This window comes from Bradyrhizobium sp. Gha (assembly GCF_900113735.1).
In the GTDB taxonomy this organism is placed as follows: domain Bacteria; phylum Pseudomonadota; class Alphaproteobacteria; order Rhizobiales; family Xanthobacteraceae; genus Bradyrhizobium.
This window is the reverse complement of sequence record NZ_FOQM01000011.1, coordinates 77,330-90,622: the sequence shown is the minus strand read 5'-3', so window position 1 is coordinate 90,622 and position 13,293 is coordinate 77,330. Positions and strand designations below refer to the sequence as shown.

Genomic DNA, 13,293 nt, shown 5'->3' with positions numbered 1-13,293 from the left:
GGTCCGAAACCGAACGCGTGCGGTGTCACGAATCGGTCAAGCTGGCTCTAACCTCGACTTTGATCAGACAATTGCCAGCGATTCCTCTGATTGGAACTGGCCCAGAGCGTGCATCATGCCAGTGGGAGCCCATCTGACTGTCGCGACATGAGCAGCAGTTGGGGCCCCTTCAAATCGTGAATCTGACATAGGTGCGGAGACTGTATGCGAATCTGCGGTATCAAACTGACCCATGACGGAGCAGTCGCCCTTGTCGAGGACGGACGGCTGGTCTTTTGTGTCGAGCAGGAGAAGCGGGACAATAATCCGCGATATCAAAAACTCCACAATCTCGATGCGGTTGTTCTCGCCTTGGCAGAGCACGGTTTGGAGCCGCGGGACGTCGACCGGTTCGTTATCGATGGATGGTGGGGCGAGGTTGAGTCACAATTCCAGGTTCTCAGCGGGACTGCACCCATTGTCCTTAAAGGGGCGCCGTATGTTGAGAGCGATGCCGAAGGCCTCCTCATAGCGCACGAAGGCGCTGGGCTCATGCTCAAGGAGAGCGCCTTCCCCTATCAAAGCTATCCGCATGTCGCAGCCCACGTGGCTTCCGCTTTTTGTACTAGTCCTTTCGCCAAGGCCGGGCAGCCCGCGTTCTGTCTGGTTTGGGACGGCGCCTCCTTCCCACGGCTCTATCATGTAGAACGGCGCGCAGCCAGGTTCCTCGAGTGTCTCTTCCCGCTGATCGGGCATGCTTATGCTGCCGCAGGCTATCACTTCGGGCCTTATAAGCAGGCGAACCGGACCAAGTGGGACCTCGGTGTTGCGGGCAAGTTGATGGCTTACATCGCGCTCGGTTCAATCGATGAAAGCATCGTCGAGGTGTTTCAGGAGCTCTACGAAAAGCACTTTAGCACGTTTACGGAGCCTGTCGGTCGTTGCAGCGAGGACGTCGCACTTGAGCCGGTCCATGCGTTCTTCGATGCTTGCGCGGTTCGGCTAAGGGCCAAACCTTCCGCAAATGTGCTTGCATCCTTTCATCGCTTCCAAGAGCGACTGCTCGTTAGCAAGCTCGCGAGTGCGATACAGAGACATTCGAGCCTTCCCGCGCCCAATCTCTGCATAACCGGCGGCTGCGGTCTCAACATAAAATGGAATAGTGCATTACGAGCTGCCGGCTTGTTCGACGATATCTGGGTGCCCCCCTTTCCGAATGACAGTGGCTCGGCAATAGGTGCTGCTTGCTCCGCGTTGGCGGCGGAACAAGGTTTTGTACCCTTGGAATGGTCCGTCTATAGTGGTCCAGCCGTGGAACGAGGCGACGTGCCGCCCGGATGGGGCGGCTCACCATGCAATATGCGTGAACTTGCAACCATTCTCGCCAGCAACCAGCCGGTCATTTTCCTTGCAGGCCGCGCGGAGCTTGGACCTCGGGCTCTGGGTAGCAGAAGCATACTGGCCTCGGCGACATCGCCGCAAATGAAGAACCGTCTCAACGACATCAAACTTCGTGAGCACTTTCGGCCTGTAGCGCCAATATGCCTGGAGGATCGGGCGCCGGATATTTTTAGCCCTGGAACGCCAGACCCTTACATGCTCTTCGAGCACCTAACACGAGCAGAATGGCGGGATAAGATCCCCGCTGTTGTGCATCTGGACGGATCAGCGCGATTGCAGACTGTTAGCAGGACCTCTCAGCATAAAGTCGCCGAACTTCTCCTGGAATACGAAGGTCTCACGGGCATTCCGCTACTATGCAACACCAGCGCCAATCACAATGGTCGCGGCTTTTTTCCGAATGCCGCTTCTGCGTGCCAGTGGGACCGCGTTGATCACGTGTGGTGCGATGGCATGCTTTGGACGAAACAAGGGGGCGGCGACTGAGCGCCGCCGGGCACTGCTAGCTCTTCTTGCTTGCCGAGGCGCTCCGCCGCAGCAAAAGTGATGAGACGCAGCACAAGTCATCGGACATTGCGGTGATTGGAGGCGAGGTTGTTAGCCCCAGTTCAATCGTATCCTGGCGCGGAGGGCTGGCTAGCGCTCGGCAGGACCGCGACGGTGTGAATTTCAGCTACCCAATCCGGCGACTGGCGAGCTTGAAGAAGAGAGGCTCATGCCGAGTTTAAGGCTCATTGAAAGTCGTTGCCGCGGCCGGCATACAACTTGCTGACAGATCCGGAAACGAAACAGGCTTGATGACAAGAAGCGACATCATTCGGCAATTACCCAACACGGGCGCGTCTCTCAAGGACTGTAGGCGAGAAGCAGCATTATGAAGATACTGACAAAAACCAAACATACCCTCGCCTGGGTCCACGACGCGATCGATCGTGTGGTCAGCTGGGTTCTGCGTGTCCTTGCTTGGCTATCCGAGTCGATTGCGCCATTTGGGCCGATCGATCCCGGCCTTAATGATAAGCACCGTGAGCCGCCAATGACTTCTCGGGCAGTCAATGAGCTGAATGGCGCCAGAACGACTAAGCGAAGGTACAACAAATCAACTGCACGACGCATGTAGCGCATCGAGCGGAATAAGGCCAACGACCATCCTTTCACTCCCGCTAGGAGCTTCGCACGGATCATCAAGTTCGCACTGTGCCCGCGTCCGTTCGGCTGGTTTTTCAAGATGCCGGTGAGACGCCGCGGGATTTCGTGGTGGATCTGTTGCGGCAGGTCTTCGGCAAGCACGAGCGCGATGCCTATGCCCTTTCCATGTTGATCGAACGGCGGGACAAGGCGGAGTGCGGGCCCTTCCCACCGTCTGTTGCAGAGGCGCTCTTCGATGCGGCGCAGGAACGAATCCGAGCTGAAGGACATACGTTGCAAATCACCTCCGAGCCTGCTGGCGAAACCGTGGCGCCAGATCCGTCCGAAATCCAGTTTGAATGGGCCCATGACGCGCTTGCCTGGCATTTCGCCGATATCCCGCCGAACAGTCTCGTAAATATGGTGCGGCAATTTCCTGGCCACATGCGCGCGGACGTCCAGAGTTCGCTTCGCCGGTCCGCTTCTTTGGCCTGCAGCCGCGATGGACTTTTGAGAAGCTGTCATTCGCGCAGCTCCGGCGCGCCGGAGACGATCCCGTCTTGCTGGCGTCGCCACAATACCACGAGATCGACGTAGGGGAGGCTACGCCAGTCAAATCCTTGCACAACGGGCTGTGGCTTTGCGAGACGAACGAGTTTCGTTACGCTGTCGTGCTGTCCTATTATCGCGAGCCAGCGCAATGCGGGACAGACTCAGAGGAGATGATGGTCACTGAGGTCGCGGTGCGTGCCGGCGGGGCCGACGAGTCTTTCGCGCAGCACTGCTTCGTTGAACTAGAGAGCGCGGTACAATTCGCCGCATCGTATCGTGGCAAGATCCTGTCCCTCGAGAGCGATCCGAATTACAGCGGCCGTTCGCGCGGCGTTACGGTGCATCGTTGGCCCCGGGTAGACCGCGCGGACGTGATCCTGCCCGAAAAGGTGCTCAAACTGCTCGATGGAAACGTATTGAGCTTTGTCGGAATGCGCGATGCGCTGCGCCGCCTCGGCCAATCGACACGCAAGGGCATCTTGCTTTATGGCCCGCCCGGCACTGGCAAGACCCACACGATCCGCTACTCGCAACTAACCTGGTTGATCAGACCACCCTAATAATGGCAGCCGAGCAGGTCGGTTTGCCCGGTGTCTATATGAACCTCGCGCGGCTGTTGCAGCCGGCATTGGTGGTGATCGAGGACGTCGATCTGATCGCGCGCGACCGTAACGCGATGCGGGAAACCCGCGAAGAAGTGATGCTCAACAAGCTGCTCAATGAGATGGATGGGCTAAAGGAGGACGCCGACATCATGTTCTTACTCACCACCAATCGACTGGAAGAGCTCGAGGGTGCGCTCGCGGCGCGGCCTGGCAGGATCGACCAGGTCATCGAGGTGCCTTTACCCGACGCTCATGGCCGCGACAAGCTGGTGCGGCTTTATGGCAAACGCCTGCCACTCACTGAGGCTGTTATCAGTGAAGCCGTGCAACGGTGCGAGGGCCTCAGCGCTGCGTTCATCAAGGAGGTCATGCGGCGCATTGCGCAATCGTCCATCGCGCGCGATGCCGGCAAAACGGTCAACTGCAATGATATCGACCAGGCACTCGACGATATGCTGCCGATGAGAGGGCACACATGGGCCGCCGCGTAAGCTGGATCGTGAGCCGCGACAACGCGCAGGAGCGGCCACAAAGTGTGCGCGCAGCTGCCAGAAATCAGTCGGGAGGAAGATTGCGTCTCACCAATGCACGGACGACCAGGTATCAGCCCGGAACGGCAACGTGTCCGAACTGGCGATTGGATCCGCGACTGGACGCGGTGGCGGAAGATGAAAGCGACGTCATGTTAATTGCCGTTTCGCCCAAGCCGCTGCGTCATGGCGATTCCATCGATCGCGTCTGCCAGCACTTCCATGAAAAACTGATACCACGCATCATCATCGGAAGCTCCTACTCTCGTAGGCTGCCGACGTAGCGGGTCAGAGCAATAACGCCCGCGATTGTAGTTGGCGCTGAACGGATGAGCATAGTCGCATGCTCCGCGAGAGCATGGTTCCTTTTGCCTGCTGATTCGTCGGCGGCATCAAGCCCGGCCCCCATCGAGCTTCGCCGATACGGACAAGGCCGCGTCCTAATGCGCCGACAGCTCGCGATGACGCTCGATCACGACACAATGTTGGCCCCGAGCAAGTAGCAGGCCTACGTTACTATCGCAGTCATGATGATAGTCAGCGCAGCGGGTCCTCATCTGCGGTATTTCTCCTCGACCGGATTGAACGTTCAAACGATGTCACCGGGTCCCCTCGTGCCGGAAAACGGCTCCGCTCTCGCTATTCTGGGCGTAAAGCTGCATATTTTGACCGGATTAAAGGTTGTTATCCCTCATAGGCCGCGCTTGGATATGCTTTCCACATTCGAAAGGGCGAGGGGGATATGAGGTTGATTGCAATAGCTGCCGGTCTGTTGCTGCTCGGCGTGATCGGACAAGTAAACGCACGCGGAGGACATGGAGGGCGCGTCAGCTACGGCGGCGGACATCACACTACCAGTCATGGCGGCAGCTATTTGGGTGGATCCGGCTCATCACACCGTGGCGGGACTTATGTCAATTCGAGAACTGGCAACCGTTACGGCACTCATCAATAACGCGTGCGGCCGCACTACCAGTTACGCAGAGAGGATTGCATCGAGATTGTCAATCGGGCGGCACTCACGGTTTCGCCGGGAGCCTTGGTCTATGACTTCGAGTGCGTGTAAGATTTAGTCGTGCCGCTGACGGGGGATTGTCCCGCTGCGAACAAGGAGGCGCGGCGAGGGGCGCCGCCGCGCGGATAGTCAACCTACAGCGCTGATTGGAACCCGTGCTGCAGGACGTTAGTGGCCTAGCCGAGCTTCTTGCAATCATCGCAGCGCAGCCTATCACCTCGACCGGGTTTGCGATGCCACTGCTTGATCTGTTTCCCGGCCGGGCAGTTGTCGTGGTCGTGGTAGACGTTGCGGTGAGATGGTGGATATTCGCGGGAATCCGTGTGGTAGGGGGCAGTTTTTGACATAGTTCTCCTTGTGTCGCGCGATGGCGCCAGTCTCCGCGTCTGCCGTGCAGCCCTCCTATCGGGGTGCGCACAATCAAGTTGACGGCTGGGCCAATAGCTTCCAAACCCATTGCGCTCAGCAGGTTTGAAATCGGCTTGAACTTCGCGCAAAGCGCCTGTTGAAATCCGTCAAAAAAACGCGCTCGATCGAGGAATTTGAGCGTCCAGGCATGCTAAGGGCCCTAGGATCCTCGGCGGTATCGACATCAGCGATTGTGAAGAACCTCCGACGACCGGCGAGTTCCAAGCCCATGTAGGCTGAGTATCGATATTCGCAATTGACTCTACGCCACCGAGCCATATTCTTAACGCAATTACTGGGTGCAAAGCTCCAGATACGGGCGCCCCGACGACCATTGCGCTTTTTGCTCGCTGTTTGATCCACGAGGCGTGAGCCGCGTCAACACGACACCGGACAATCATGATGCGAAAATGGTTGTTACTATTCGTCGTTGGATTTCTTTGGTGGAATACCGCCGCCGATGCGCAAATCAAAAGGCCGTTGGTATTTATCCCAGGCATCCTTGGCACCCGTCTGTGTGATGAGCAAAATAATCTGGTATGGGGAGGCTTAGGTTCTCTCTCTAACTTTGGGCAGATCGATCTTTTGGCCGATCAACCAAAGAACTTGCATCACTGCGGCCTAATCGAAACAATTGTGTCGCTGGGGCCTTTTTGGCAGGCCGACGTCTACGCGCCGCTTCTCACCCATTTGAGAACGATCGGCTACCAGGAGGGCACCAGTCTGATCATCTTCGATTATGATTGGCGCCGGAGCAACGAGACTACTGCGGATGATCTTGCCGCGTTTCTGACCAATCACAAAGACCTGCAAAATCGCGATTTTGACATTCTGGCGCACAGCATGGGCGGCCTGGTTGCGCGGCTCTTAGTCACGCGCCATCCCGAAATGGCGAGCTCGATTAAGCGGATCATTACAATGGGCACACCATTCCAGGGAAGTGGTCGCGCCTTGGAGGTTGTTGCAAAGGGGTGGGGACCGATACCGAACTTTCTGGCTGGACGAATGAAGACTATTCGTAGGACAGCACTGTCTTTTCCGTCTCTTTATGAACTGTTTCCCAGCTACAAGTTTGGGAGAGATTGCTGCAGGTCGGGATCTCTTGGTCAAGCCAAAACGAGCAACTTTGATATTTTCGACTTCTCTCTCTGGGAGAAGAACGGGTGGGCCGCCGAGATCTACGACACAGCGCAAGGCCGCGAGTACTTACGAGTCAATCTCACGCGAGCGCGGTCCATCAGAGCTGAAATCGAGGATGGAGCGTCTGTTTCTCGACCCGAACTCCATTTCGTTGGAACAAAGCGTGATACACCTTTCTATGTCTACGTGAACCCTAACTCTCCAAGTCTAGATCATTGGGAGTTTGCATTTGGGCCAGGAGACGGCGTCGTTCCTGCCTGGAGTGCCGCGGACGCTTTCTCAGATTCGTTGGCAGGGTCTCGACCAGCTTTCCCCGCGCACGCGACGATTTTTACTGATGAGAACCTGCAGGAAAGTTTGAAGCTGGAGCTGACGGAATCTCCGGCGCCTCGCAAGAAGAACGAGGCAATCATTCAGACGAGCGAAGGAGGTAAAGCTCTCAACGGGGTCGCGGTGGACGTGGATCGTTATTTTGTAGGTGAATCCGGCGATACCGTTAATCTCCGGGTGACTCTGCGATTGGGAGAAAGGCTTGATCGGGCGATTGTGTCTCTTACGGCCATTCAAGCCGATGCGGGGATGCCGGAAATTCCTCTTCTCGATGTTACCTCGGACGGTCAGAGGGACGCAGACACCTTTGTCGCTGAAGGAACGTTGAAGATTACTGGCCAACCCAGCGTGAAGAGGATCGACGTAGATATTCCTGGTGTTGGTATCCAAAGCTCTTACGTCGAGATCGTTCAATGACAGTAGGTGGCCTCGGACGATTAGTGGTTATTTTGTCTGTCCTGACGGGACTTTCGTCTTTGTCTTATGCGCAGAGTCCTGATCGCGGTGCCATATTAAACCAGTATAAGCGCGCCATAGTGTCGATCCGAGTTGTCGGAACTGACACTAACGGAAAAGCAACGACTCGCCGAGGCACAGGTGTCTTAGTCTCGGATAATTGGGTGGTCACAGCACGACACGTCGTAGGCGCGGATTCGATGTGGCAGGAGCTTCCGTCGGGACCCAATCGTCGTATTGAAGTTTCTTCGATAGAGCCCAATGGAAGGAGAACCGTTCTTTCCGAAGCTTCGGCGAAACTCTCGACCACCGATGACATTGCGGTTCTCATTTTAGACAGTAAAGGAGATACCTGTGCTCCGATCAGCAACAGCTCGATTTCCGATGATCCGAAGACCCTAGTCGGCCTGTTCTGGGGCAGAGACACGAACGAGCCTGATTCAAGGAATGTAGATACTTTGGCAAGAGGGCGTGGCCAGGGCGATCGTATCGTGATTGGCTACAAACCCATCGATGGCGACAGTGGATCTCCACTCTTTGACGCGAAGGGGTACGTTATCGCAATCCTTTCTGGCGATGCTGATCGCCCAGAAGCGTCGGCCGCAGTACCGGCCTATACAGCGAGGAGCCTTCTTCCAGGAGACGCGGTTTGCAAGCGCGACGTGCCAACTGGCAGTGGTGCAAGCAGTTTTGACGTCTTACCGTCCCCCTGGAAGCAGCTTGAAAGCGAACAACGTGACGTCATTCGAGCTCGAGTGTCGACCAGCAAATCAGTGCCATTCCCCGGTAACTTCGTGATTTCAGGTGACAGGTACTGGACAGAACCGAGTCTGGCGGCGGAGCGGCTGGTGTTCGAGCCGGGTTCGCGGCTGATATTCAAAGAATCCAACGCTCGGACAGCCAGAGAACTCACGGTAGTCGCCGGGGAGATTAGATCCTTGTCTCAAGAAAATCCGGGAGTCATTACTTGGGAACCATCTTCCGCACCCGACACGGCACCCGCTGGCTCCGTCGGACAAAGTGGACCCGCTGGCGCCAGTGATGGTGCGCCCGGCGGAAATGGCGGCAAAGGAGGTACAGGAGCCACCCCTTCTCCCGGACGCGATGGCCCCAAGCTTACGTTGGTGGTGAAGCGATCAATCAATCCGATCGTTTTAGACGTGAGGGGCCAAGGTGGCGGTCCTGGCGGAAACGGAGGGGAAGGAGGAGTTGGAGGTGCTGGCGCGCCCGGCCGTAGAGCATCTTCTTCGGCATTCGACTGTAAGCGCGGGCCAGGGGACGGTGGTCGCGGCGGCGATGGTGGTATGGGGGGCGATGGAGGTCGCGGCGGTGCTGGTGGCAATGGCGGTATTGTTACGATGCTCACACCTGAGCCAGAAATACACGCTCTTAGTCGTATAATTCTGCGCGTTGGTGCGGGACGCGAAGCGGCGGGTGGTGCTGCGGGCCAAGGCGGACGAGGCGGGCCCGGAGGACCAAGAGGCCTTCCTGCGCCGCCATTTTGTGCCAATGACGGCCGGGATGGTGACCCTGGAGTTTCAGGTCGAGCTGGCGCTGGCGGTGAATCTGGTCTTCCAAGTAAAGACGGCTCAGCTTTCGTCGGCTCCATATCCGAGGATGAAGTGACGCGCCTAGTTTCTCGATAGCTCGTACCGCCTCACCGGTCATGGGTAGCAGGGAGCGGTTCCTTTCACGTGCACCGGCGGCCGGCAGACGTCAGACATTGAACGTTGCCGGTCGCTCATCAGCTTTCGCGACCCGAACCGCTCTTGGGCGCGGGTGGCTCATGATGGTGGGTCTGCCCGAGCCGATCGCGACAAGGTGGCGGCAGGTCTGACTTGGGGTCGGCTGATCAGCTGATCAGGAGGTAACCAGTAGCTTTCCGGCGGCCCTACGCCTAACTTGGCGCACAGAACTGGGCAGGGGTTCAGCAGCAGCCTCTTCAGAGAGCCCCTACTCGGGCTACCGACAGATTGTCCTCGATCCCTCGGGACCAAGATTTCGATCGCATCCCGAATGGCACGCGCGCTGACGAGGCGCGCGGGAAGCTCGAAGGTAGCGGCGCCGACACACAGGTCGTCGGGCAAGCATAGCTCATAAAGTTTTGAGATACTCAACAAGCGCTCGGCGCTCGGCTTCGGTCAATTCTGGCCCGATGACGCCAGGCGGCAGCTTCGTTAAGTCGGTTTCTTTGCCCTCGAACGAATGTCCACGATTGCTGTTGCCAAGCAGCGACACATCAAAGTGCGTAAGGCCAGCCGCACAGCTGTTGATCGCCTTTGCTTTCGTGACAAGCCCGACCTTGACCGGGTCGAACGCACGGCTGCCGACGCAAAACGACGTCGGCCGTCTGGCTTGCGGCACCAACATGTCTCTCAGTGTCGGAACGGACCCATTGTGCAGATACGGAGCCGTTGCCCAAACACCGTCCAGCGGGCGCGCCCGGTACTGAGGCTCAAGGGCGAGAACTATTTCGTCCTTGCCATTGCGGCTCGCACGCGCCCCGATATAGACTCGCTGGTTTTGGCAGTTCTTCCTCGGCCCCCACATTTGCTGCTTGGTTTCTTCAGAGGTTCCGTTCGCAACGAGCCATTGGTCGATCGTTTTGCCCACCACATCCATGAGCGCGAGTACAAACAGAGGATCTGCGCCTTTATCGGCCAGAAGGCCGCAACCTCCGGCCCTGTTGAGGTCATCTGCAGGATTCAATCGGAGTTGCTCGGGAAGGTGAACGCGTCGCGTCGTAAGGACGTTAGATTGTTGGCGGTCGGTGCCGATCGCCGAGACCGGCATCTGGACGACGTTAAAATAATGCCGACCGCCGATCTCTACCCAATTCTTCTCGTCTTTGGCTGAGCGATCGGGGTTCTCTGCACGCCAGAACGAGTCTTCCGGCCATTTTTTGTCGAACGCAGCATCGTTTACCGGGCCTCGGTGGCATTCAAAGCAGTGAGCACGATAAAGATCGCGACCTTGTTCAACGAGCGTTTCATCGATCGCCCAGGCCGGGTCACCGCGAAATTTCTCCTGCGCGTCCTTCCATCGCGGTGCTACGAGCCCGGTGAATTTTCTGCCTCCCGCATCTTCGGACGAAAACGGATCGGTGCCGCGCAGAAGCTCTTCGAACCGCGCGATGTCGGATAGATGTATGGATGAGGCAAAAAGCGGCCGTCCGGGCGCGGTCGCGGTCATATTGATTTTCGCGCTGACACCCAGCGCTTCACCTGCATTGCGAACGAGCTCGTTGAGAACAGAAGCGTCATACTGTGCCCAAAGGAAATACGGCGTGTCCCAGATCGGCGGAAAGCTCACGGGCGCATCATGGCGCGCAAAGTTGCCCTTGAGGAGTGGCTCGGAGAGTTCGCCGGTTACGGGATCGAGTAGATTGCTATAGAAAACCTGGTTCCCGATCCGGTTCAGCGCATCAAGTCGACCGAACCCTTCATCGAGATCCGACACGCCCAGTCCCGTCAAAAGTCTGTCGGTCTCTGCCTTTTGGTTCTTAATCTTCTGAAGTGCTCGCTCAAGATCGTTTCGCAGCTGCTTCCGATCGACGCTCTGCCCTTTGATCTGCTCCAGCTTGCTGGCGAAACGCTCAAAACGCCATGGCAAGATCAGCGTGTAGCCAATCGACAGCCCAATGGCTCTTTCTACCTCGCCCAGATTGACCATCGCCGGGCCGCCGTCGAACCGTATGCTGACGTTTTTGTATTCGAGATGACCCGTATGACAGGCGGCACAGGTTAGACCGATCTGATCTTCATACGGGGCGCCAGTCGTCGGATCGACACCGCCCTTGAGGATGGCAAAGCCGACGGGAAGAGCATTTGGGTTCTCGGGCGCGCTTGGAGTCCAACCGGGCGCGGCTGTGTTCCCGTTCGGCGCATCGTCGTGATAACCGTATGCGGGGGCAATAGCGGCGAAGTCCTTTGAGCTGGGGCTCGGAATGAAGCCGAGGCGGCGCAGGTAGTTCTCGTCCGTTAAGCTCGTGTAAGAGAAGGATAGCTCCGGGCGTTCCAGGGCCAAAAACCACTGATAAGGGACAGGGATTGTCGCTGTCCCCTGCGATGTGTGGTGAAACCAGTAACGCTGGCGGGCGCTCCAATTTTGCGGGAGCCAATAAGCGCTTTCGACTTTTGATGGCTCAGGCAGGGTCGCAGGCAACAATTGAGCGACCAGATTAGCATCGCTTTTGATCTTTAGGGCTGCGTCGCGAACCTTCTGGGGGGCGAAATACACCACGCTGGCGGCCACGATCACGACAACGACGATTGCTAATAACAGGCCGGTGATGTGAGGCCAGCGCATCAGCCAGGAAAAAAGACGAGAGCCAAAAGAAGGTCTCCCCATAGCAGGACTCCATCCATCTTTCGTGCGTCCAGCCGGCCCGGCGGGCGACCGGAAAAGGCGAGGCCGCCAGTTATTTGTTCAGCAGTTGGTTATTGATGAAGGCGACCACGTCGGCCGTCTCAGCTGCCGCGCGCCTGGTTATGGTCGCCGCTGCCGGGCCGCCGTGCAAAAAGGATGGGAACCAACCGAAGTTGCGCAGATTCCAGTCTTCCTTCGGCCAGACCGCCCGGTTCACGCCAGGGACTGCGAAATTTGGAATTCTCCTGGCGAGTGGCTGTGCCGTCTCGGTGTGACAGCTCACGCAATCGGTATTGAAGAAGTGGCTCTTCGTCGGATCGGCAATGGTATTGACGATCTCGATGATGCGGCTGTTGGGCACGCTACTATCGATGAACTCGGAGGTTGAAACACCGTTACGATTACTCCCGGGCAAGGGCGGATTTTGCAATGCCGCGTGTCGACAGGTGATCGGATTCTGATTGTTCGTGCCCGGTTGCGGGACCACATGCTTTTCGCCGATGGCGCTGAACATCTCTGCCACGTGCAGGCCGTCAAGCGTCGGGCCGGGGACTGGTATTAGGCCTGCTTGCGGGACCCTTAACATCGACACGAAAATCCAGGGTTCAGGCGGTACGATGCCCATCACGGCCATGGTGTTGAGGCGCTGCGGCGAGAGATGCTTCTCAATCAAAGCCTTCAGTGCATCGCTGAACGCTTTTGCCGATGGCCCTACAAGACCCGGATGCACATTCAGATCACCGGCAGTCGAGACTTTGACATTGCCAAACTGTCCGGCCTCAAGCTGATCGCGCAAGGTCGCGACGTCACGAACGATTGCCTTGAACGCTTCATCGTCTGGTTTGAATCGAGGGAACGGCGCACAACCGTCCAGAGATGGGTCCGGGTCGAGGGTGAAGCTGAAGATAAGGTGGCCTGCAGTGTCATGGACCTTGAAGCCCTCCGGCCCATTGGTCACCGGCTGAATGATGAGCCGGATTTGGGGTTGCCGGCCAAACTGAGCGATGATCTCCGGCGACAATCCCGGCGCGCCCGGATCGATCCGGATGCCGGCCACAAACCAGGCGTCGATTTTTTTCACGGCATCGGGAAACTGAATGTGCCGTGCACCTGAATCCGGAAGGCCCGGATGCTCTGGATTTTCGGCGTTGGCGATAAAGCGCGCGAAGTCCGCGTCGGAAAACAGCCGCTGCGGCGATCCCGAAGGTCGCGCAAGATCGGACACGGCGATCAGATTGGGGAGGTCGGCCGCTGACTTCGGCGGAGGAAAGAGAATGGACACGTCATTGGGCGCGAGCGGCTTTGAGGCCGCTTGCGCCGGAGCCGTTCCTAGCTCCAAAGCTGCGGCGAACATCACCCCCGCCGCTAATAACTTTGCAAG

General features: G+C 57.6%; 9 protein-coding genes and 1 pseudogene. 8 read left to right on the top strand and 2 right to left on the bottom strand.

Features of this window, described 5'->3' with window-relative positions:
- The first annotated feature begins 204 nt into the window (after nucleotides 1-204).
- The 8 genes and pseudogenes from nodU to BM222_RS42140 all read left to right on the top strand — a co-directional run bounded on the left by nodU (nucleotide 205) and on the right by BM222_RS42140 (nucleotide 9,170).
- Nucleotides 205-1,866: a nodulation protein NodU gene (gene nodU, locus BM222_RS16135; protein WP_092229211.1), complete on the top strand. Its 1,662-nt coding sequence runs from the start codon at nucleotides 205-207 to the stop codon at nucleotides 1,864-1,866.
- A 711-nt stretch (nucleotides 1,867-2,577) separates the two neighbouring features.
- Nucleotides 2,578-3,105 (top strand): ATP-dependent Clp protease adaptor ClpS, encoded by a 528-nt coding sequence (locus BM222_RS42155; RefSeq protein ID WP_349509860.1) that lies wholly within the window; start codon nucleotides 2,578-2,580, stop codon nucleotides 3,103-3,105.
- Nucleotides 3,069-3,620 carry a P-loop NTPase and SpoVK domain-containing protein gene (locus BM222_RS42150; protein ID WP_244547156.1) on the top strand — a complete coding sequence of 184 codons (552 nt, stop codon included), beginning with the start codon at nucleotides 3,069-3,071 and terminating at the stop codon, nucleotides 3,618-3,620. Before BM222_RS42155 ends, BM222_RS42150 begins: the two co-directional genes overlap by 37 nt.
- A 2-nt stretch (nucleotides 3,621-3,622) precedes the next feature.
- A complete protein-coding gene (locus BM222_RS42145) occupies nucleotides 3,623-4,156 on the top strand; it encodes an AAA family ATPase (protein ID WP_244547155.1) in 534 nt (177 codons plus the stop codon).
- Nucleotides 4,141-4,479 carry a hypothetical protein gene (locus BM222_RS41115; protein WP_177243253.1) on the top strand — a complete coding sequence of 113 codons (339 nt, stop codon included), beginning with the start codon at nucleotides 4,141-4,143 and terminating at the stop codon, nucleotides 4,477-4,479. The genes BM222_RS42145 and BM222_RS41115 overlap by 16 nt, the downstream gene beginning before the upstream one ends.
- A 1,538-nt stretch (nucleotides 4,480-6,017) precedes the next feature.
- Nucleotides 6,018-7,505 (top strand): alpha/beta fold hydrolase, encoded by a 1,488-nt coding sequence (locus BM222_RS16110; protein ID WP_092229208.1) that lies wholly within the window; start codon nucleotides 6,018-6,020, stop codon nucleotides 7,503-7,505.
- Nucleotides 7,502-8,146: pseudogene (locus BM222_RS43325) on the top strand (trypsin-like peptidase domain-containing protein); the annotation flags it as partial. The gene BM222_RS16110 and the pseudogene BM222_RS43325, both read left to right, overlap by 4 nt.
- A gap of 832 nt (nucleotides 8,147-8,978) precedes the next feature.
- Complete coding sequence (locus BM222_RS42140) at nucleotides 8,979-9,170, top strand: hypothetical protein (protein ID WP_244547154.1); 192 nt, start codon at nucleotides 8,979-8,981, stop codon at nucleotides 9,168-9,170.
- A gap of 468 nt (nucleotides 9,171-9,638) precedes the next feature.
- On the opposite strand, the gene BM222_RS41110 is transcribed toward BM222_RS42140, so the two are convergent.
- Nucleotides 9,639-11,894 (bottom strand): di-heme-cytochrome C peroxidase, encoded by a 2,256-nt coding sequence (locus BM222_RS41110; RefSeq protein ID WP_244547153.1) that lies wholly within the window; start codon nucleotides 11,892-11,894, stop codon nucleotides 9,639-9,641.
- 70 nt (nucleotides 11,895-11,964) lie between these two features.
- On the bottom strand, nucleotides 11,965-13,266 hold the full coding sequence (locus BM222_RS16095) for a hypothetical protein (protein ID WP_244547152.1): 1,302 nt from the start codon (nucleotides 13,264-13,266) through the stop codon (nucleotides 11,965-11,967).
- Nucleotides 13,267-13,293: the final 27 nt, after the last annotated feature.